The organism is Paenibacillus sp. ACRSA, assembly GCF_022346845.1.
Lineage (GTDB): Bacteria > Bacillota > Bacilli > Paenibacillales > Paenibacillaceae > Paenibacillus.
The window spans coordinates 16,080-36,268 of sequence record NZ_JAKRNP010000015.1 but is presented as its reverse complement, the minus strand read 5'-3'; the positions used below and the strand labels follow the sequence as shown (position 1 = coordinate 36,268).

18 protein-coding genes are annotated in these 20,189 nt (G+C 45.7%); 10 read left to right on the top strand and 8 right to left on the bottom strand.

Annotation, left to right across the window (positions count from 1 at the left end; translation table 11 throughout):
* The first annotated feature begins 116 nt into the window (after positions 1 to 116).
* From MH215_RS25610 to MH215_RS25590, 5 genes are all read left to right on the top strand, one after another.
* A complete protein-coding gene (locus tag MH215_RS25610) occupies positions 117 to 1,400 on the top strand; it encodes an ABC transporter substrate-binding protein (RefSeq protein WP_239293846.1) in 1,284 nt (427 codons plus the stop codon).
* A 386-nt stretch (positions 1,401 to 1,786) separates the two neighbouring features.
* A complete protein-coding gene (locus tag MH215_RS25605; RefSeq protein ID WP_145052359.1) occupies positions 1,787 to 2,689 on the top strand; it encodes a carbohydrate ABC transporter permease in 903 nt (300 codons plus the stop codon).
* Positions 2,690 to 2,691: 2 nt separating this feature from the next.
* Entirely contained in the window at positions 2,692 to 3,531 is an 840-nt protein-coding gene (locus MH215_RS25600) for a carbohydrate ABC transporter permease (RefSeq protein ID WP_239293845.1), read from the top strand.
* 43 nt (positions 3,532 to 3,574) lie between these two features.
* Positions 3,575 to 4,804: a rhamnogalacturonan acetylesterase gene (locus tag MH215_RS25595; RefSeq protein ID WP_239293844.1), complete on the top strand. Its 1,230-nt coding sequence runs from the start codon at positions 3,575 to 3,577 to the stop codon at positions 4,802 to 4,804.
* Between the two features lie 73 nt (positions 4,805 to 4,877).
* Positions 4,878 to 5,297: a sensory rhodopsin transducer gene (locus MH215_RS25590; RefSeq protein WP_239293843.1), complete on the top strand. Its 420-nt coding sequence runs from the start codon at positions 4,878 to 4,880 to the stop codon at positions 5,295 to 5,297.
* Positions 5,298 to 5,399: 102 nt separating this feature from the next.
* Here the strand turns inward: MH215_RS25590 and MH215_RS25585 are convergent, their stop codons facing one another.
* The 4 genes from MH215_RS25585 to MH215_RS25570 all read right to left on the bottom strand — a co-directional run bounded on the left by MH215_RS25585 (position 5,400) and on the right by MH215_RS25570 (position 10,289).
* Positions 5,400 to 6,593: a Ger(x)C family spore germination protein gene (locus MH215_RS25585; protein WP_239293842.1), complete on the bottom strand. Its 1,194-nt coding sequence runs from the start codon at positions 6,591 to 6,593 to the stop codon at positions 5,400 to 5,402.
* On the bottom strand, positions 6,590 to 8,059 hold the full coding sequence (locus MH215_RS25580; protein ID WP_239293841.1) for a spore germination protein: 1,470 nt from the start codon (positions 8,057 to 8,059) through the stop codon (positions 6,590 to 6,592). Before MH215_RS25580 ends, MH215_RS25585 begins: the two co-directional genes overlap by 4 nt.
* The gene (locus MH215_RS25575; protein ID WP_239293840.1) at positions 8,040 to 9,146 is read right to left on the bottom strand and encodes a GerAB/ArcD/ProY family transporter; all 1,107 of its coding nucleotides are present in this window, start codon (positions 9,144 to 9,146) and stop codon (positions 8,040 to 8,042) included. The genes MH215_RS25580 and MH215_RS25575 overlap by 20 nt, the downstream gene beginning before the upstream one ends.
* Positions 9,147 to 9,347: 201 nt before the next feature.
* Entirely contained in the window at positions 9,348 to 10,289 is a 942-nt protein-coding gene (locus tag MH215_RS25570) for a DMT family transporter (protein ID WP_239293839.1), read from the bottom strand.
* Between the two features lie 123 nt (positions 10,290 to 10,412).
* Here MH215_RS25570 and MH215_RS25565 point away from each other — a divergent pair, with 123 nt between their 5' ends.
* Positions 10,413 to 11,792 carry an aminotransferase-like domain-containing protein gene (locus MH215_RS25565; protein ID WP_239293838.1) on the top strand — a complete coding sequence of 460 codons (1,380 nt, stop codon included), beginning with the start codon at positions 10,413 to 10,415 and terminating at the stop codon, positions 11,790 to 11,792.
* A 141-nt stretch (positions 11,793 to 11,933) separates the two neighbouring features.
* Here the strand turns inward: MH215_RS25565 and MH215_RS25560 are convergent, their stop codons facing one another.
* Together MH215_RS25560 and MH215_RS25555 are read right to left on the bottom strand one after the other, a co-directional pair.
* The gene (locus MH215_RS25560; protein WP_239293837.1) at positions 11,934 to 13,259 is read right to left on the bottom strand and encodes a glutamate-1-semialdehyde 2,1-aminomutase; all 1,326 of its coding nucleotides are present in this window, start codon (positions 13,257 to 13,259) and stop codon (positions 11,934 to 11,936) included.
* 106 nt (positions 13,260 to 13,365) lie between these two features.
* A complete protein-coding gene (locus MH215_RS25555; protein WP_239293836.1) occupies positions 13,366 to 14,412 on the bottom strand; it encodes an LCP family protein in 1,047 nt (348 codons plus the stop codon).
* A 204-nt stretch (positions 14,413 to 14,616) separates the two neighbouring features.
* Between MH215_RS25555 and MH215_RS25550 the strand changes: the two genes are divergently transcribed.
* Genes MH215_RS25550 through bcp form a run of 4 tightly spaced genes read left to right on the top strand, consistent with a single transcriptional unit; the run spans position 14,617 to position 17,752 of the window.
* Positions 14,617 to 15,663, top strand: a complete 1,047-nt coding sequence (locus MH215_RS25550) for an ABC transporter ATP-binding protein (protein WP_239293835.1) — start codon at positions 14,617 to 14,619, stop codon at positions 15,661 to 15,663.
* The gene (locus MH215_RS25545; RefSeq protein ID WP_056699805.1) at positions 15,664 to 16,458 is read left to right on the top strand and encodes an ABC transporter permease; all 795 of its coding nucleotides are present in this window, start codon (positions 15,664 to 15,666) and stop codon (positions 16,456 to 16,458) included.
* A gap of 4 nt (positions 16,459 to 16,462) precedes the next feature.
* Positions 16,463 to 17,248: an ABC transporter permease gene (locus MH215_RS25540; RefSeq protein WP_056699807.1), complete on the top strand. Its 786-nt coding sequence runs from the start codon at positions 16,463 to 16,465 to the stop codon at positions 17,246 to 17,248.
* Positions 17,249 to 17,281: 33 nt separating this feature from the next.
* Positions 17,282 to 17,752: a thioredoxin-dependent thiol peroxidase gene (gene bcp, locus MH215_RS25535; protein WP_056699810.1), complete on the top strand. Its 471-nt coding sequence runs from the start codon at positions 17,282 to 17,284 to the stop codon at positions 17,750 to 17,752.
* Positions 17,753 to 17,929: 177 nt separating this feature from the next.
* Here bcp and MH215_RS25530 read toward each other — a convergent pair whose 3' ends face one another.
* Together MH215_RS25530 and MH215_RS25525 are read right to left on the bottom strand one after the other, a co-directional pair.
* On the bottom strand, positions 17,930 to 19,027 hold the full coding sequence (locus tag MH215_RS25530) for a GerAB/ArcD/ProY family transporter (RefSeq protein WP_239293834.1): 1,098 nt from the start codon (positions 19,025 to 19,027) through the stop codon (positions 17,930 to 17,932).
* A 42-nt stretch (positions 19,028 to 19,069) separates the two neighbouring features.
* Entirely contained in the window at positions 19,070 to 20,173 is a 1,104-nt protein-coding gene (locus MH215_RS25525) for a GerAB/ArcD/ProY family transporter (protein ID WP_239293833.1), read from the bottom strand.
* Between the last annotated feature and the right edge of the window lie 16 nt (positions 20,174 to 20,189).

Below are 20,189 nucleotides of genomic sequence, written 5' to 3'. Positions count from 1 at the left end.
ATTCAACTATGCGCGTACATTTGCGAAAATGACATTATCAAGTTTGTGAAAGCGTTATCAGGAAGGGAAAGGTAACCCGTTCACACAACCATATCAACATAAAAGGGGAGATTGGCATGGTGAAAAAGGCAATATTCCTGATGATGGCTGCATTGCTGGTTTTTACAGCAGCATGTAGTTCAGGTGGAGGATCAGAAGGCTCGTCCTCGGATGGATCAGTTAACCTACGAATCGCTTGGTGGGGTTCAGACGCACGACATGAATACACACAGAAGGTCATCGACCTGTACAAAGAGAAAAACCCGAATGTCAAAATCGACGTGGAATATGCTTCATTTGATGACTACTGGAAAAAGCTCGCTCCACAAGCAGCGGCAAGTCAGTTGCCTGACATTGTGCAGATGGATATCTCCTATATCAGTCAATATGCACAGAATGGTCAGCTAGAGGATCTGGCTCCATATCTGGGCAACCAGATCAAAGTAGACGATGTCTCTGAGAATGTTATCAGCACTGGCGTAATTAACGGCAAGCAATATGGTGTGCCTGCTGGTGTTAACGTTCTCGGTTTCCAATACGATCCGGCATTGCTTCAAAAAGCAGGAATAGATACAATTCCAGACGATATGACTTGGGAAACCTATGAAGAGCTGGGTAAACAAGCTGCAGATAAAGGTCTGTTTTTGGATGGTGGGGTAGCTCCGGATATCTTCTTCCACTACTTCCTGCGTACCAAAGGTCTGTCATTGTACAATGCAGAAGGAACTGGGCTTGGCTATGACGATGATAAACTGTTCGTTGAATTCTTCGGACTTATGCGTCGCATGATTGAGCAAGGTGCAGCGCCTACTCCAGATATGGTTAACCAAACCAAAGGTATCATTGAAGAATCTGATCTGGTGAAGGAAAAAGGAATTGGTGTATGGCAGTGGTCGAACCAGTTCGTGGCATTACAACAAGTAGCTAATCGTCCACTTGCAATCGCACCTATGCCAGGTCCTGACATGGAAAAAGGACTTTATATGCAACCAAGTATGTATTGGGGTGTAACGTCTAACTCAAAAGTAAAAGAAGAAGCAGCTAAATTCATCGATTTCTGGGTGAACGATGTAGAAGCTAACAAATTGATCAAAGGTGAGCGCGGCGTGCCAATCTCTGGAGCAATCAAAGAAGCGATTGCACCAGAACTGAGCGATGCAACGAAACAGGTATTTGAATTCGTGGCATCAATGGAGCCTAAAGCGTCACCTATGAGCCCACCACCACCAGTAGGTTCACCTGAGGTAATCTCATCCTTAGCAGATGTTGCCGAAGAATTGAACTTTGGCAAAATCACACCAGAGCAAGCGGCTGAGACATTCCGCAAAAATGCTGAATCTGTTCTAGCTAACAATAAATAACAGTTGAATGATTGCTTGTTCATCCCATGGCTGGGATGGACGGGAACAGGGCTACTCGCTTCTGCGAGGGCCTTTCCCCGTCCAATCATTTGGAAACCCGGCAGCCACAGCGGCTATGCCGCCCCAGTCATAGCGCAAGCAGATCTATAAGAGGTTGTTCAAAAAGTCCGCTTTTGATTACGATGGATGCCTGACGGCATCTCAGCGTCGAAGATGAGATTCAGCCGAAATAAGTGGATGCTTACGAAGCTTGTTTCTTTCAGAAACAATGTAGTTGCTCACGTAGTTTTGCCTACGCTCCGCTACTCCATTTCTATCTTCATCCCATCTTCTCGGTACTGAAAACCGTCGTTTTTGAACACGCACTATAAAGGAGGTTCGTTCCATTGAGACAGTATTCGTCGTTACGTAGAAACCTGACCGGATATGCGTTTATCAGCCCGTTCATTATTGGCTTTCTGGGTTTTACGCTGATCCCCATGTTTGTTTCTCTCTATATGTCATTCACGAGTTATAACTTGTTCACTTCTCCGCGCTGGATCGGGCTCGACAACTACTACAAAATGTTTTTTGAAGACCCGAAATACTGGAACTCGGTTAAGGTAACATTCCTGTATGTATTCATTGGGGTACCGTTAAGGTTGATCTTCGCCCTCTTCGTAGCGATGATCCTGAATACTGGCTCTCGCATGGTTGGAACGTACCGTACCTTGTACTACTTACCATCTATCATCGGTGGTAGTGTCGCTGTATCCATTATGTGGCGGAACCTCTTCAGTAACGAAGGTGTCGTTAACAGTGCACTTGTTGCAATCGGAGTAGGGCCAATAAGCTGGTTCGGTGATCCGGATGCATCCCTTGTTATGCTAATCTCGCTGTCCGTGTGGCAGTTTGGTTCCTCCATGTTGATCTTCCTGGCTGGTCTCAAAAATATCTCTCCTGAGATGTACGAGGCAGCAGGCGTGGATGGAGCGAATCCGATTCGTAAATTTTTCAGCATTACCTTGCCACTCCTCAGTCCAATTGTTCTGTTCAACCTGATCATGCAAACCATTGGTGCATTCATGACATTTGTACCTGCCTACATTATCTCCAAAGGAGAGGGCGGTCCAATGGACGGTACGATGCTCTACTCCCTGTACCTGTTCCGTCAGGCGTTTATGTTTAACAACATGGGTTACGCTTCGGCAATGGCCTGGATCATGTTGCTGATGATTGGTTTGCTTACTGTAGCGGTGTTCCTAACATCTAAATTCTGGGTGTTCTATGAATCCGAAGGAGGGAAGTAACGATGGTTTGGAGAAATGTTAAATGGCCCATATATCACATATTCGTTGCAGCACTAGCCCTCCTGATGCTCTATCCAGTGCTCTGGATGCTGTTCAGTTCCTTCAAGGAGAGTCGTACCATCTTCGTTACGGCAGATACTCTCTTCCCAGCAGAATGGATATGGAGCAACTATGTTGATGGCTGGAAAGGTGCTGGCGGCAGACCGTTCATGGATTACATTACGAACTCGCTAGTCATTGTTATCATCTCAACTATTGGTGCAGTGATATCGTCATCATTGATTGCTTTCGGTTTTGCCAGACTCAACTTCAAAGGACGTGCCTTCTGGTTCTCCATTATGATGTTGACTCTTATGCTGCCACATGATGTTGTACTCGTTCCTCAATATATCATTTTCACGAAGCTTGGTTGGTTGAATACGATACTGCCGATCGTTGTTCCTACATTCTTCGGGATGCCGTTCTTCATTTTCCTGATGGTACAGTTCATTCGAACGATTCCTAAGGAATTGGATGAGGCAGCTACGATTGATGGATGTAACAAATTTAGGCTGTACATTCAGATTATTATGCCACTCATCAAATCATCACTGGCTACTGCCGCAATCTTCTCCTTCTATTGGAGATGGGAGGACTTGCTAGGTCCAGTATTGTACCTGAATTCACCGGATAAATACACCGTTTCGATGGCTCTGAAAATGTTCCTGGATAGCGAATCTGCCTCCAACTGGGGAGCGATGTTCGCGATGTCCATCGTAAGTCTCGTACCGGTTGTAGCTGTGTTCTTCATCTTCCAGAAACAAATTGTACAAGGGATGAGCACTAGCGGTTTGAAAGGCTAATTGCACGCGTTGGAACAGAACGCTGAACAAGGAGGCTATTCCATTGAATAATGCTCAAGATCGTCATACCGTTGCCTCGGAGGCAACGGTAGAGAACAACGAGAGTACAGTTACAGCATGGAAGTTTAAGTTTGGCCCTGGAGAGGAAATAGAAGGATACAAGGCAGTATCTTCAAATACAATCTATGAGGAACAACAGGGATTCGGATTTGAACGAGGCTCCATCGTGTATGAGAAACAACGGATTCATGAGAATGAGTCATCACGAGGAGCTAATCGCACTCAAGGTAATGGGGAGCCGGTTAACCTGGCCTCCCAATTACGTTCAAGCTTCTGTATTCCAACGAAAGCAGCCTTTGTCATGGATGTGCCTGATGGCACGTATCAAGTAATGATGATTGCAGGAGATGAGCTGGCTGAGACACGTACTCGTGTCAAAGCTGGAGAAGGCAGGCTTATGGTGCCGACCATCCATACGTTGCCAGGACAATGTGCAGAGGTTCGATTCTCCGTCGTTGTTCGAGGGGGCAAGCTTCGCTTATCCTTCTCTGGCCCAGCACCACGAATTAATGCATTAGAAGTTACACTTGCGAATCAGACCATGACGGTGTTTCTCGCAGGGGATTCCACAGTTACGGATCAACCGGAGAGTGGTTACCCCTACTGTGGTTGGGGGCAGTTGTTGCCGGCTCAATTCAAACACGATGTGGCTGTAGATAATCATGCGCAGTCAGGGCGCAGTTCTCGCAGTTTCATTAATGAAGGACGCTTAGATGCCATTCAGAGGAAGATCAAGGCAGAGGATTTTCTCTTTATTCAATTCGGACATAACGATGAGAAGCCAGATCCGAGTCGTGGAACGAAGCCTTTCACAACCTATAAAGAGCATTTGAAAAAATATATTGATGTCGCCCGTGAGTCAGGGGCTCGTCCAGTGCTGGTTACTCCTGTTCATCGTCGCTATTTCGCAGATGACGGTACGCTGACAGATACGCATGGCGATTATATCGTAGCCGTACGTGAATTAGCGCAAGAGGAGGAAGTGCCGCTGATTGATCTCGCGGAGCGGAGTCGTCTTTTATTTGAGCAGACAGGTATCGAAGGTACCAAAGAGGATTTTATGTGGGTGCTGCCTGGTGAATTTATGAACTTCCCTGCTGGCGTGGAAGATAACACGCATTTTCAAGAACGCGGTGCTCATCGTCTTGCTCAACAAGTGGCAGAAGCCATCCGTGAGTTAAGATTACAGCCATTACAGATGTTCTTGCGTTAGACGAGAGTTCAAGTAATGTAATGAAGCAAGGGTCAATCGGAAGCACTCAGTTGAAGACGAGGAGGTTGGCATAGTGGGAAAGAATCAGACGAATGTCACGAGCGATACTGCAGGACACAGCGCAGGGGCAGCAAAAGGCCATACATATTGGGTGATCCCCGATGGATACATTCCTCCAGATAGTAGCGGTGCATTGGAGAGCCATGAGAGCATCTGTGTATTGAACACAGGCACGGAAGATGCTGAACTTGAGATCACCATTTTCTTCGAGGATCGGGAGCCATTGGAGCAGATTGCGGCAACGGTACCAGGGCGCAGAACGAAACACATACGTACAGCTTCTTTGCAGGCAAATGGTGAGTCGATTCCGCTCGGAGTGCCTTACGCTATAACAGTGTCCAGCAATGTGCCGATCATAGTGCAGTACAGTCGTTTGGATACAACGCAGGCTGAATTAGCATTGATGAGTGTGGTCGCTTTTCCGATAGCTTAGATGAATAATGGCGGAACACCGAAAAATGTTAGAACATTAAAATGATAGCATACCAAAAGGCGAACCAATCACCCTCTACTAATACAGGGAATGGCTCGCTTTTTATTTTGAAGCATTATATTTATAGGTGTTTGCATTCATAATGTCGACACGAACGTCCACCTGACCCAACTTGAAATGGGCGAGTGGATCAGCTCGTTTGTTGGCGTGTGTAGCCCACAAGGGATGGTCATGGCGATATAGGTACTCCGTCAGGCCATAGGCATCTATTTTCCTCGCCTGTGTATGTTGAAAGGTATGCCTTATCTCATTTTGAATTTGTTGTGCTGCTTCTTGTTCTAGCATGCGTTTGGATTGATGGGTACTATGGTCTTCGGTGATATAAGCCTTAACCATTGTTTTTAGGTCAAATTGAACCCCAGTTCCACTCTTCTTCGCTCGTATCACAGTTCGTGGATCACGGAGCATGAGGGATAGACTGGGTGTTTTTTGCTTGTCCGAATAGACGTACAGTGGATACTGATAGACCTTGTTGTAGTTGACGTACCTTGCTCCTGCGGCATGATCTGCGTCTACTTTTCCTTGATTCTGCCCACCTGTGATAACGTAAAATCCATTCATTTGCACGAGCGGTGGTTTCCGATCCTGGTTTGTCCATGTGTGATTCGTATTCGTAACAGAGGGAACCAGAACGGTAGACGCGGGTTCTCGGAATCCATCTAGCAGCTGATGCATTCGAATAGGCTCAAACGCTGAATATTGTTTATATAACTTAACCGGCTCGAATAACTCGATCGTCTGTTCAGATTGGTTCAGCAGAGCGGATGAAGAGAGCAGATCCTTCATATCGTCCGTCGTAGCGTAAATCCAAGGCGTATAACGAAGTTGCCCGGAATGCATAAGTGTATCGAAAATATCCTCTAGATGCCCGTTTAGCGCATTTTGGGTTAATACGATGGCTTTCACATGTGTCCACAACGTCTGCTGTTGAGAACTGCGGTACAGATCGTTGACAGCCATATTCAGTGTTGCTCCTTCACCTTGACCGATCCAGATTTGGCTTCCCTCACGTGAGGTAGGTCCATCTTGCTTCGCAATGCTCGAAAAATCAATGAGTTGCGCATAGGCGACATAGTGATCCTTAACATAATCAATACCCAGCGCAGTGATGAAATTGATGCTCTGGACTTCCTTCGAATCCCAGCATCCAGATAGGGGAATAGCCATAATAATGGCGATCAGCCAGAGCCATATTTTTCGGGTAAGACATGTCATACACTGCACGGAGCACATCATGAATCTCCCTTCTTTCGGGTGGTATCTTGGGTATGAAGAGCCTTAGGTCGTTGTTTGCGTTTCATTGTGGGCAGCATGGATACGGATTGTGTGAAATCACCAGGAATATAAGGCGATACAGGAGATAGATACGATACGCCATAACATTCCAGAGACACCAAGTGAACGATTAGAGCGAAGAAACCCACCATGAATCCAAACAGCCCGAGTACAGAAGAGAGAATCAGCATGAAAATTCGGATCTGTGAAGTGGCTCCGCTTAGAACGGAATTCACGAGGATGTAGCTAGAGATGACAGAGATCGCCACGGTCACAATAATGGTGGGGGAGGTAATTCCCGCCCGAATAGCTGCATCTCCGATAATGAGTCCACCAACGACACTAACCGTCTGTCCCAGTGCTCTGGGAAGTCTGCGTCCAGCTTCATTAAATAATTCAAACATAAAGATCATTAAGAAAGCTTCGAGTGTAACCGGCATAGGTAATCCCATTCGGGTACCCGCAATGGTTGCGAGGAGAGGTAGTGGAATCTGTTCTAGATTGAAACTTGTAAGTCCGATATAGAAGGCAGGGAAAAAGCAGGCGATTAGTAACCCCGCAATACGAAGAATCCGCTCAAAGGTTACGATAAAGAACGGGGTACTCTCGTCTTCGGGAGACTTCAGCTGATTGAATAAGGTAGTGGGTGCAATGGTTGCTACTGGAGAACCTTCAATGAGAACGGCAAAGCGACCATTAAGTATGGAATCAACGACATAATCAGGACGTTCAGTACTATCTGTTAAAGGGAAAATACTTTTGATTCCGCCCATAACAGCCCTTTCGACAAGCGAGGTTCCGAGAACGCCATCGAGTTCAATCTGATTAAGATTGTTGCGGGCTTCACTTAGAATATCCGGGTTAATAATATCGCCTATATACAACAGTCCCATGGAGGTTTGTGTCCGGTTACCTTTAACGAATTTCTCGTAACACATGGAGTCGCTTTTTAGACGTTTTCGAATAAGAGCAATGTTGGTGCTAAGCTCTTCGGTAAATCCATCACGGGGTCCTTTGACTGATGTTTCAATGGCAGATTCCTCGGGTGTACGACCCGGAATAGAGGCAATATCCATGCTATATGCCGGATGTCCTTGCCCAAAGAAAAGGACAAGTTGTCCGCTAAATACGAGGCGATTAATGTTGGGCATATCCTGTATATCCGGAATGGCGCTCATGGAGAACCCTAGTTGTGAAGGTAATGGCATGCTTGCATCTAATTCAGCCTGTTCTAGTCGCGGAACAACATATTGATTAATCTGTTTGGTATCTGTTAAGCCCTCACAATATACCAAAATGACAGATAATCCAGCGGACTGTTTAGAAGGATAGGCTTGAACAACAACGTCTGCACAAGACTGGAATAATTGCTGCAATGAAGTATAAAGGGAATCTGGGGATTCGGAGTTAATCGGTGTGTGCTCCATGTTGTTTCCTCCTCTGAGCGCGTGAACTGAACCACGCAGTGAAAGTGGCGACTACAGCAAGGCTGCTCAGATACAGCACGTTAACTGGGAAAATAACATGTACGAGCAAAAATTCGAACGTGATATCATCCAATGGATGTAACATCGTCATAATAAAAACGACAGTGAGCGCGCTAAAGGCAGCTTTTCTTGTATAGGCGTTTTTAATATTCCATATCTCCACCACAATATACATTCCGAGGGATATCCGTGTAAAAGAGCCTGCGAGCCACTGGTAGATCGAAAAGAAATCCGTTTGGGCAATATATTTGCCCAAGGAAGCAATGCGCCACTCCTCAAAAGCGGGATAACGCATCTTAGCTGCCTCATACGGGTCGAATTCCACAATGGCTCCGATCAACGGGCCAAGTGTTAAGCCTACGATGATGCAGGCCAGCAATAGATATTGCCACAGTCGTATGCGAGAACGCAGATGAGGCTGAATATACCAGATAAACAACAACTCAAACATGCCAGCTAGGCAGTATACTGTGCCATCAATGACAGGCGACCAGCCATGTTCAAGTACAGGCAGTAAGCGGCTGTAGTCCTTGTACTGCATGTTAACGATAGCTACGTAGAAGCCAAGTATAACAACGAGTGGCAGTAGCAATCCGGCTGTGAACGCCAGCGTACGTATGCCTTTATAAGCGGTGTAGCCGCAGACAGCCATCAAGGCGATGGTCGTCGCGATTACTGGCGTATCCTGTAGATAGTTTGTTTTGGTCCAAGTGGTCGTATCGTGCAAAGTGAAATAGATCAAGGAAAGGAAGAAGAGGCTGTTTCCGATTCGAAACAGCAGACCAATTGGTTTACCGAGATGATTCGATAACCAGTTATTGAAGGTTTGGTGCTCAAGATGCCGGGAGACATACGCAAGCATGAGCGTAAATAAGAGAAAGGGACCTGCAGACAGCAGAACGGATATCCACGCATCTCTTTTGGCAGCCGTGAGAAGAGCGGGGATGATCAATACGTGACTGACAAGTCCCACCGTTAACATCATAAGCATTAACGCTTGTAAGAATGAAGGCTGGGTTGGCTTCATGCTGAGATAACCTCCTTGCTAATAGAGGCTGTTCAAAAAGTTTCTAGCTTCATCCCATCTTGTTGGTAATGAAATTCGTCCTTTTTGAACACGCATTTATAGGATTATCTCAGCAGTGTTTACTTGAATCCTGTGCTTCATACAGGTGTGCCTTACATAGGTCGATATATTTGCATAATCTTACAATGATTTAATGCTAACTCAGGCTCTAGGTTTAGCTTGTAGACTACGCTTTCTACCACTCATGTTGGTACCGAGAACACCCGCAATAATGAGCAATGCTCCGATAAAATGATAACCACTAACCGGTTCATGTAGAATCCAAGCCCCGCCTGCTATTGAAATTAAGGTGGACAGATTGCTAAATACGCTCATCTGCGAAGCCTCCAAATGGGTCAAGGCGTAACTAGCAAGCAGGGTAGAGAACATGGTTGATAAGATAGCTAGGTAGGCGATCGAGCCCAGATAAGAACCATCCCCAAGTGGTTTGATATAATCCGATAATGTCCCTACTGAAGTATGGCGAATGATAGATGTGACGTTGAAGACAATGGCTCCAACCATCAAGGTTACCCACGTCAATTCCATCGGTTTATATTTTTGCGTCAAGGGTCGTGCAAGAACACCGTAACCTGCAAAGCAAATGGTGGAGAGCAGAAGTAGTGCAATACCCTTAAAATTGCCGAGCGACATTGCAGTGCCTTTCATCAAGAAGATGTAGATAACACCAGCCACTGACAACATCAGAAATAGCTTTTGCATCGTTGTTGTTCTTTCCTTCAGAAAGACCGAAGCTAGGATGAGCGTGAATACAGGAGCCATTGCCTGGATAATACCAGCTTCTGATGAATTCGATGAGACTAGCCCGAATGTCTGAAATGCGAAGAATAATACAGGAGATAGAAGCCCAAGTGGGATAATCCGTAATAAATCTCGCCACGTGAGCTTAATCCGAATCCATCCAAAAACAATAGGTATACTGACTACTAACAGGGACAGCGCGAATCGGTGTGCTAACACATCAATCGGGTGGGCAATATTGACTGTCATTTTGGCAAATAAAAAGGATAAGCCAATAATAGCTGCATAGACAACGGCTGCCATATAGGCCAAACCTTGAGTACGAGTAGGGGATTGCTTCATGTCGATTCCTCCGCTTAGTTCATAAGTTCATGTTGACCCTATCAATATACTGCCGGGAAGAACGTGTTACAATGAACATAAAAGCAGATTGTACCGGTACAATTGTGGAGGTGCGAACTTGGAATGAAGAGGAAATATGAAGTTATCGCAGAGTCCGTACAACGTTGGATTCAGGAGCAAGCGCGTGAGCAGGATACTCGGCAATGGATGGACAAAGGCATCAGACTTCCGGCAGTTCGTGCCTTAGCCGAACAGCATCAATGTAGCATCAGCACCGTGATTAGAGCGTATGAATGGCTGGAGGAACGACATCTGGTGTATGCAATTCCTCAATCTGGCTATTATGCTGTACAGAATGGAACAGATGTAGATGATGCTGAATGGAATGAACCACTGGATTTTGCTTCAGCTGCGCCTGATCCACGGGTATTCCCGTACTCCGATTTTCGCCATTGTGTGGATCAAGCGATGGAGAAGAAACAGGCTGATTTATTTCTATATGGGACGGAAAGAGGTCTGCCTTCGCTCATTCAGCTGGTGCAGAGACAGTTTGCTGATTATCAGGTTTTTGCTCATACGGATCAGTTCTTTATCACATCGGGGGTGCAGCAGGCACTTGCAGTGCTCGCACTAATGCCTTTTCCAAACGGAAAGCAGCGAGTGCTGTTGGAATTACCGACGTATCACAATATGCCTTCACTTCTTAGTGGATTAAATGTGCCAATTGCAGGGGTTAAGCGCTCACTAAGTGGATTGGACTGGGATGAATTAGAGCGCCAATTCCGAGAGGGAGATATCAAATTCTTTTATGTCATGCCACGGTTTCATAATCCCCTTGGAACATCACTGACAACGTCTGAGAAAAAACGGTTAATTCGGCTCGCAGTGAGGTACGATGTGTACGTCGTTGAGGACGATTTTTTGGCCGATCTGGAAGATAATTCGAAGCAAGACCCTTTATTTTCCCATGATGCGGATGGGCGGGTCATTTATCTGAAAAGTTATTCCAAAATCCTGTTTCCGGGTCTACGCATAGGCATTGCGATCTTGCCTCAGAAGCTTACCTCTTCCTTCAATATGTACAAAAAAATGCTTGATATTGACACCTCCGTATTGTCTCAGGCTGCACTAGAGATTTATATAAGCAGTGGCATGTTTGCCCATCATGGCAAAGTGATTCGCACTCGCTATGCTGCGCGCATGCGTGAGGTTCATGAACAGTTAGACGTATATCCTGAGTTTAGACCTTTCAGGGAAGCGCCGCGTACAGGAGGGGAGCATACGGTGCTGCCTCTCCCGGCCAACATGCCGCTCAAGGCGTTGTTGACTCGTTTGGAACAGTATGGAGTTCTGGCAGGAACTACGGAGCGTTATTATCCGGAGGGGATGCAAGAAGATAAAATGCTGAGATTGAACATATCCAACGTGCCGAAACAGCGAATCGCAGAGGGAATGCGAATAATCGCAGAGCAAATTACGAGGTTACAAGTAGTCCAGCATTAGAATAGATCAGGTAGAAACGCAAAAAAAAGAGGCGTCGTAAACGGTCACCATCACCGTTTATCGACGCCTCTAAGGCATGTCTGAGAATTTCGAAGGATGCACTACGGCGATTTGTTTTCAGACACGACTTAGCGTTGTAAATTATTCTTGAGCCATCGCTTTGAAGGAAGCTTCTGCCGCTTCTAAGGTTGCTTGTACATCCTCATCCGTATGTGCAGTCGTCAGGAACCACGCTTCATACTTGGATGGAGCCAGATTAATACCACGGTTCAACATATGCCGGAAGAAGGAGGCAAACTTTTCTCCATCTGTATCCTGCGCCTGATCATAGTTCGTGATCGGGTGATTACAGAAATGGGTGGAGAAGGCACCGCGGATTCGGTTAATCGTTACATCGATGCCATGGCGATCTGCAGAGGCTTGCAGCCCTGTGGTCAGATCAATTGCAAGGCGTTCCATTTCTTCATAGACACCTTCACCTTGCAGCACTTCAAGGCAGGCAATACCAGCAGAGATGGAAGCGGGATTACCCGCCATGGTTCCTGCTTGATAAGCTGGGCCGAGCGGAGCTACTTGTTCCATGACATGTTTGCGTCCGCCATAAGCACCAATCGGTAGACCGCCACCAATAATTTTACCTAATGCGGTCAGATCCGGTTCAATCTCAGCGTGATTCTCCAGGCCAGCATAGGTCTGAGTAGAGCCGTAGTGGAAACGGAAGGCTGTAATAACCTCATCATAGATGACGAGTGATCCATTGTCTCGTGTCATCGCGCAAAGCCCTTCTAGGAAGCCGGGTTCTGGCATGACCATGCCGAAGTTACCTACAATCGGTTCAACCATTACCGCTGCAACATCTTCACCCCAACGCTCCAGAGCGTCTTTCAGGGCATCCAGATCGTTAAATGGAACCGTAATAACTTCATGGGCGATGCTCGTTGGAATACCTGCGCTATCCGGAATGCCAAGCGTGGATGGGCCAGAGCCAGCTGCTACCAATACGAGATCCGAGTGTCCGTGATAACAACCAGCGAATTTCACAATTTTGTTACGCTTGGTATATGCACGTGCTACACGAATTGTTGTCATGACAGCTTCAGTACCTGAGTTGACGAAGCGAACTTTATCCATGGAAGGTATCGCTTCTTTTAGCATTTTGGCCAGATGAATTTCAAGCTCTGTTGGTGTGCCATACAGGATGCCGTTTGCAGCCGCCTTCGTAATTGCCTCTGTGATATGAGGATGGGCATGTCCTGTAATAATAGGGCCGTAAGCTGCGAGGTAATCAATATATTTGTTGTCATCAACATCCCAGAAATGAGCACCTTGTGCCTTTTTCATGAATACGGGTGCACCACCGCCAACGGCTTTGAAAGAACGAGACGGGCTATTAACGCCACCAACGATATGTTGAAGTGCTTCTTCATATAAAACTTCGGAACGTGAGCGAGATGGGAATGAATTCATGGGATAACTTCCTTTCGATATGGTTTTGAATGATAATTATTCATAAAACAACACAGCGAGAGGGCAGCGTAATAGCTGCCCTCTACGTGTTTCTACTTCGAAGTTGTTACTGTGCTGGCTGTTCGGAGGATTTGGGTTCGTCCCCGCTAGCTGTTTTATCCTCTGTTACCGTGCTGCTGTCTTCAGGCTCAGCAGGTGGATGAATGATATCCTGAATGTGCTGTTTGAGCTTCTCTTCGTTCGTAACAGTTAACACTTGTGCTCCACCGGCTGTGCGCTCTTCCTTGAGCATGTTCATTGGTGGAATCTGTTCACTGCCGTTCATGCTACTCTGATATCCGAGTCCACCTAGCTTCCACATATCGGAAAGGGTTAGATTTGTATCTACATATGGGCTAACCTCTTCTAGAATGGAAGGCAGCTTCGCAATCGTTGTTGTTGACTGCATCTTCGCCGCAACCGCCTTGAGGAACTCGCGTTGACGCTCGGAGCGAGCGAAGTCTGACATCGCATCATGACGGAAACGCACATACATCAGAGCGGTATTTCCATCTAGATGCTGATAACCTTTTTTGAGATCAATGTCGTATTCGTTATTGTCAGCTTTACTTGTATAGTGCATGTCCTTCTCTACATCAAAATCCACACCACCAACGGCATCCACTAATTTAATGAATCCTTGGAAATCCGTATACACATAATACTGAACAGGGATACCAAGTAAGTCACTTGCGGCTTTCATTGCTGTGTTAGGGCCATGTGTAATCGCGGTATTAATCCGATCCTTACCGTAGCCGTCTATATTCATATAAGTGTCTCGCAGAATGGAGAACAGATTGATTTTTTTGGTGAGTGGATCAAGTGATACCACCATCATGCTGTCTGAACGAGGAACTTCGCCTTTGGCTAATCCACGAGCATCGACACCCATAACCAAAATATTTACGGTGTCGGTTCCTTCCCACTTCGGTGGGTCAGGTGTGTTCACTTTTTCAACATTTTCGATACCGGCAAACGGAGATTCGTCGCCTTCCTTTTGCAAACCATTCAACTGATTGAGAATAGAACCGAAATAAAATGCCGCAGCTCCACCAACAATCAATACGAAGGCGGCAAGAGAGATCCATATGGTTCTCTTCGTCTTTCTGGTCATGCTAGCTCTCCTTTGTATTCAAAATGAATTAAAAAATCAGTCCGATGATCATCTAGCCGAGGTTTTCCGCGCACGACCTCTTTCACAGATGCGAGAGAGGACGCTCCTCACACTATTTTAAAGCTTGCTGAATTTCGACTGATACTATTATAATTTCTTTTTGGGCTACAAGCAATTTCAACAAAATCCAAGTGAGGTATAAACATGCTGGCGATTGATGTCAAAGATTTACGCAAGTCGTTTAGCGTTCAGAAGAGCCGTGGAGGGCTCAAGGGCGCATTTCAGGACCTGTTTGCGCGTCAATACCAGGAGGTATTGGCTGTAAACGACATTTCGTTTCAAATTCCGCAAGGCGAAATTTGTGGATATATCGGGGAGAACGGTGCCGGCAAATCAACAACAATTAAGATGTTGACCGGCATTTTAGTGCCTACTTCAGGCCAAATATCGGTTGGTGGATATGTTCCGTATCTGGAACGGGAGAAGTTTGTACAGAACATTGGCGTTGTATTTGGTCAGCGCAGTCAGCTATGGTGGGATATTGGCGTTATTGAATCCTTTCATCTGTTACGCAAAGTATACCGCGTAGGCGAAGTAGATTTCCGTAAACGACTGGATGAACTTGTTGAGCGGCTACAGCTTCAAGACCTGCTCAGCCGTCCAGTACGTAAGCTTAGCCTTGGACAGCGCATGCGCTGTGAGCTAGTAGCAGCCTTGCTACATAATCCAGGCATTGTATTTTTGGACGAACCGACCATTGGACTTGATATTGTCGTGAAGTCCGAAATCCGGGAATTTTTGAAAGACATGAACAAGCAGCATGGTACAACTATTTTGCTGACCACCCACGATCTTCAGGATATTGAGGCGCTTTGTTCAAGAGTAATTATGCTGGATGCAGGAAACATCATCTATGACGGCGGCTTGGATCATCTGAAATCCCAATGGGGAACTGAGCGAGAAATTCGCTTCAAATTCGGCACAGCACACACGATGAGCCAAATGCAGGAATGGACTGCCGCGATGCCTGTACGCTGGACAGTGGAGAACGAGCTGTCGGCATCGGTCTGGATTCCATTGGAGCTTAATGTATCCGACGTGCTTGGAAGGGTTGTTGGACAGGCTGATATTACCGATATTCAGATTGTTGAGATTAATACGGATGAGATCGTACGTAGTATCTATCAATCCGGTTCCGCTGAGCGCCCTGAGATTGTAGCGGCAAACAACGAAGCGGTGGGTGTATCTTAGATGAACAGTGCATTTATTGATTTTATGCGCATTCGTTTTCTAACGATGCTGGCATACCGGGTGAATTATTATTCCGGCATTTTGATATATACGCTGAATATTGGCGTGTATTACTTTACCTGGCAAGCAATTTACGGAGGAAGCGGAGAAATTGGCGGCTTCACGGCTGCTCAGATGACGACGTATGTTGCAGTGTCGTGGATGGCGAGAGCATTTTATTTTAACAACCTGGATCGGGAGATTGCGGCCGACATTCGGGATGGCTCCATAGCGATTCAATTCATTAGGCCGATTAACTATGTGATGGTCAAAATGATGCAAGGACTTGGGGAAGGTATATTCCGCTTCTTGCTGCTCATGATACCGGGCATGTTGATTGCCATTCTTCTCTTCCCGGTGGAACTGCCTACTGCGCCTTCGGCGTGGATTGGTTTTCTAGTGATGCTGTTCTTCAGTTTCTTGATTAATTCTCAGATTAACGTCATTACGGGACTTGCGGCATTCTTTGTGGAAAATAACGAAGGTATGATGCGCATGAAACGGGTTGTAGTGGATCTGTTCTCTGGTTTAATTATTCCGATCAGCTTATATCCAGATTGGTTGTCAACCATCATGAAGCTGTTGCCTTTCCAAGCGATTACGTATCTGCCCGGTTCTGTATTTACGGGAAGAGTAGAAGGCACAGGCATATGGAATGTACTCGGTATTCAGGTGCTGTGGTTTGTTCTGCTGCTGATTCCGATGATGCTGATCTGGCGGCAAGCGCGTAAGCGTTTGTTCGTGCAAGGGGGTTAACGGAATGTATTATTTAAGTTTAATCGGAGAATATCTCAAAAATTATATGAAAACAAGGCTCACCTATCGTGCCGACTTCTGGGTTGAAATTATATCGGATCTGTTGTTCCAGGCAACGAATCTGATCTTTATCTTTGTTGTTTTCCGTCATACGGATAATCTAGGTGGCTGGAGTGAGAGTGAAGTTCTCTTCGTCTATGGATACTTTATGGTGCCGTACGGTATCTTTAGCTGCTTCGTTAATCTGTGGGGATTCAGTGAACGCTATATCGTCAAAGGTGAGATGGATCGCATACTGACTCGGCCTGCGCATAATCTATTCCAGATCTTGCTAGAGAATGTCGATCCGCCGGCGCTGGTTGGTTCGTTCATTGGTTTGATTATCATGGGTATAAGCGGAGCAGAAATGGGACTGGTACTGGAGTGGTGGCATATTCCGGCTCTGATCATTCTGGCACTAAGCTCAGTAATGATCTACACGGGTATTTATACGATCCTGACCTCGCTCTCGTTTTATTCAGACGCACCGACAGGCATCCTTCCTTTGATGTACAACATTCAAGGATATGGTCGTTATCCGGTGACGATCTACAATCGTGCGATACAGGTACTGTTAACTTGGATTATTCCATTTGCCTTTGTAGGCATCTATCCAGCAGCGCTTTTCCTAGAACGATCTGAGATGCATCGTATGGCTCTACTTACCCCAGTGATGGGACTGGTGTTTGGCTCGGTGGGTTTGCTTCTATGGAATTACGGCGTGAAACGGTATCGCGGAGCGGGTTCGTAATATATATAGTGCGAAGATTAGGGAGGATTTGAGATGACATTAACCGTAGGCCAGATGGCTCCTGATTTTGAACTTCCGTCCAGTACGGGAGAGAATGTGAAGTTGTCCGATTATCGCGGACAGCGGGTAGTGCTTTATTTTTACCCTAAAGATATGACCTCTTCGTGCACGCAGCAGGCCTGTGATTTTCGGGATCGACATGAAGAGTTTCAAGGATTGAATACGGTCATTTTGGGTATCAGTACAGATCCGATGAAGCAGCACGACAAATTCATTGCTAAGCATGGACTGCCATTTACCTTGTTATCAGATGAGGAGCATCAAGTAGCAGAGCAGTATGGTGTTTGGCAGCTTAAGAAAATGTATGGCAAGGAATATATGGGCATTGTGCGGTCCACCTTTTTGATTGACGAAGAGGGGAAACTCATGAAGGATTGGTCGAAAGTGCGAGTGAAGGGACATATCGAAGCTGCACTTGAGGCTGTTCGGGAGTTATCGAGCTAAGATAGGGTAAGGGTAAAATGTGAAATTAAACAAAAAAAGGCTGTGTTTAGGGAATGGACGACTCCTGAAACATGGTCTTTTTAGCTATATAGAGAGAGCATCCAGAAGAGGGATGATCATAGTCGCTCCATTACTTATAAGATTACTTGTTGACTGGCTTTCCACTATGCACCCAATTTAATTTTGCTTAGACTTGCCGTTTCGGATTCGGTGAACTAACAGCAGCAGTAATGGAATGAGAAATCCTGTTGTAATATCCCACATGAGCCAAGTATCGCCGGTAATAACCAAATAGTATAGTACATTGGGGGCGAGCAGCACGGCCATGGAGAAAAATAACATGGAGGACGGTAGGATCAGCATTTTATGACTTTTAAGTTGGAACAATTGAGCAACACCTGCTACAAACGAATACATGTACATGAGACTTTTAAAATAGGTAGAGATGAGCCAAGCTGAAGCCATCAAGGCTTCAATACGAAGGAAAGAACCTCCGATGTTAATTTTTTTGGACAAGAAATAAGAGATATAGATGTTATGTTGGGTAATAAAAGGACCTATAACTGCCAATGACAGCAACACGAGAAACGTGAGCATGGTGCCTGCTGTTATGGAAGAGAGTAACAGGTCTCGCTTGAGATGGGTCTTCGTGTGGACATAAGGTATAACCATCATTAGTGCAAGTATGTCTCCAAAGGGTGAGAAGGCACCTAACGCAACACCCTTCCAGAATTCAAGTATGCTTGTATTTAGAGTAGGCTGGAGACGAGATAGCTCAACCTGCGGTAAGAGGCCAAGGAGTAGGATTAGCATGAATACAACAAAAATAGGAAGCAGAATCTGGCTGGTTGCCCCAATGGTGCTAATTCCTTGGAGAAGAGCCCACGTCAGAGCTGCAACCATCAAAATGATGATCGCTCGAATCGGAGTTGCGATGTAAATCTTCGTTGTCAAGAAATCTCCGACTTCCCTTATACACGTAAAGGCGATCATGGCAAAGTAAAATAGATAGGCTATTGTGAAAATAGTTCCTATCCATTTGCCAAGGATTTTCATACAGATCTGCACAAAATTTAGCTCAGGGTGTGTGCGGTGAAGTTTATAGACTACATACACGATCAGTAGACCTAATGGTTGACTTACAATTGAAGCCAGCCAAGCATCCTGCTTAGCGGAGGCAGCGATCATTGAAGGGTAGATCAAGGTCATGTCGCCAAGGATGACCAGGAAGGTGAGTGCTGTGAACTGTTTAAGTGTAAGCGTTTCGTTGTTCATACCCTGACTCCTTTAAGCACTTATGATTTTCTGGCTGACTGTTCATGATTTCTTTCGATGAGAAAGAGATTTAATCCAATGGATCATGAGAAGTAATCCTGGAAAGATAATGCCTATCGTAGTATCCCAATCTACCCAATAAGGTACGACAGTTATAATGATATACGTAATTCCAGGCGCGATCACATTGGAAAGGCCAAAAATCAGTAGACCTGTAGGTAAAATAAGGTTTCGATATTGTTTCATATTGAATAGTTCGGCGGTGCCCAGCACAAAGACATACAGATAAATACACGCTTTAAAATAAGTAGAGATTAACCAAGCAGATGCCATAAAGGCTTCAATACGCTGGAAAAAGTCACCGATGTTGATTTTTTGCGACAAAATGAAAGAAGCATAGATATTATGCTGTGTGAGAAAAGCACCCAGAACAAGCATAGAGATCGTGACCAGAGATGAGAGGATCAGATTTCCGATGCCTGCAGCCAGAATGATATCCAAATTTCGATGAGAGGTTTTGGCTGTATAAGGAAGGAGCATAAGAATGGGGACAGCTTCCCCCACCGGGTAGATGATACTAACCAAGATGCCCTGCGCAATGGAAACGCTACTGTTCTCCCTGTACGGCTTCAGATTGCTTATTTCGATCTGGGGTAATAGGCAGACAACAAGAACAATAATGAATATAATCAGCACAGGCAGTAGAAGCTCACTTGATCGTCCAAGTGATTCCAGACCGTGAATAACAGCCCACACAATAGCAACGGTAAACAACAATATGACGACACGAATCGGAGTGGTTTGGAAAATTTGAGTTGTCATGAAGTCCCCGACCTCTCGGGTCTGGGTTGCAGCTCCAACCATAAAAAAATACAGGTAAAAGAGTGCCAGCAATGTTCCGGGCCAATATCCCAGGATAGATCTGGAGATGGACACAAGGTTCTGACCTGGATAGGCGTTGCCTAGTTTAAGAAACATAGCCATGAGACCCATCCCTAACGGGATGCCGATCAGAGCACAGATCCAAGCATCCTGCTTCGCATAGGACGTAATTACGGAAGGATAGATCATCATCATGTCGCCAACGACCATCATGATCGTTAACGTGGCCAGTTGTCTCGTTCCAAGCCGCCCTTGCTCAAGCATACATTCACTCCCTTTT

Coding starts and splice junctions, on each gene's coding strand:
- MH215_RS25550 (WP_239293835.1), top strand. CDS start 14,617: ATGCTGGCGATTGATGTCAAAGATTTACGCAAGTCGTTTAGCGTTCAG.
- MH215_RS25560 (WP_239293837.1), bottom strand. CDS start 13,259: ATGAATTCATTCCCATCTCGCTCACGTTCCGAAGTTTTATATGAAGAA.
- MH215_RS25580 (WP_239293841.1), bottom strand. CDS start 8,059: ATGGAGCACACACCGATTAACTCCGAATCCCCAGATTCCCTTTATACT.
- MH215_RS25555 (WP_239293836.1), bottom strand. CDS start 14,412: ATGACCAGAAAGACGAAGAGAACCATATGGATCTCTCTTGCCGCCTTC.
- MH215_RS25545 (WP_056699805.1), top strand. CDS start 15,664: ATGAACAGTGCATTTATTGATTTTATGCGCATTCGTTTTCTAACGATG.
- bcp (WP_056699810.1), top strand. CDS start 17,282: ATGACATTAACCGTAGGCCAGATGGCTCCTGATTTTGAACTTCCGTCC.
- MH215_RS25600 (WP_239293845.1), top strand. CDS start 2,692: ATGGTTTGGAGAAATGTTAAATGGCCCATATATCACATATTCGTTGCA.
- MH215_RS25540 (WP_056699807.1), top strand. CDS start 16,463: ATGTATTATTTAAGTTTAATCGGAGAATATCTCAAAAATTATATGAAA.
- MH215_RS25575 (WP_239293840.1), bottom strand. CDS start 9,146: ATGAAGCCAACCCAGCCTTCATTCTTACAAGCGTTAATGCTTATGATG.
- MH215_RS25610 (WP_239293846.1), top strand. CDS start 117: ATGGTGAAAAAGGCAATATTCCTGATGATGGCTGCATTGCTGGTTTTT.
- MH215_RS25565 (WP_239293838.1), top strand. CDS start 10,413: ATGAAGAGGAAATATGAAGTTATCGCAGAGTCCGTACAACGTTGGATT.
- MH215_RS25585 (WP_239293842.1), bottom strand. CDS start 6,593: ATGATGTGCTCCGTGCAGTGTATGACATGTCTTACCCGAAAAATATGG.
- MH215_RS25570 (WP_239293839.1), bottom strand. CDS start 10,289: ATGAAGCAATCCCCTACTCGTACTCAAGGTTTGGCCTATATGGCAGCC.
- MH215_RS25525 (WP_239293833.1), bottom strand. CDS start 20,173: ATGCTTGAGCAAGGGCGGCTTGGAACGAGACAACTGGCCACGTTAACG.
- MH215_RS25530 (WP_239293834.1), bottom strand. CDS start 19,027: ATGAACAACGAAACGCTTACACTTAAACAGTTCACAGCACTCACCTTC.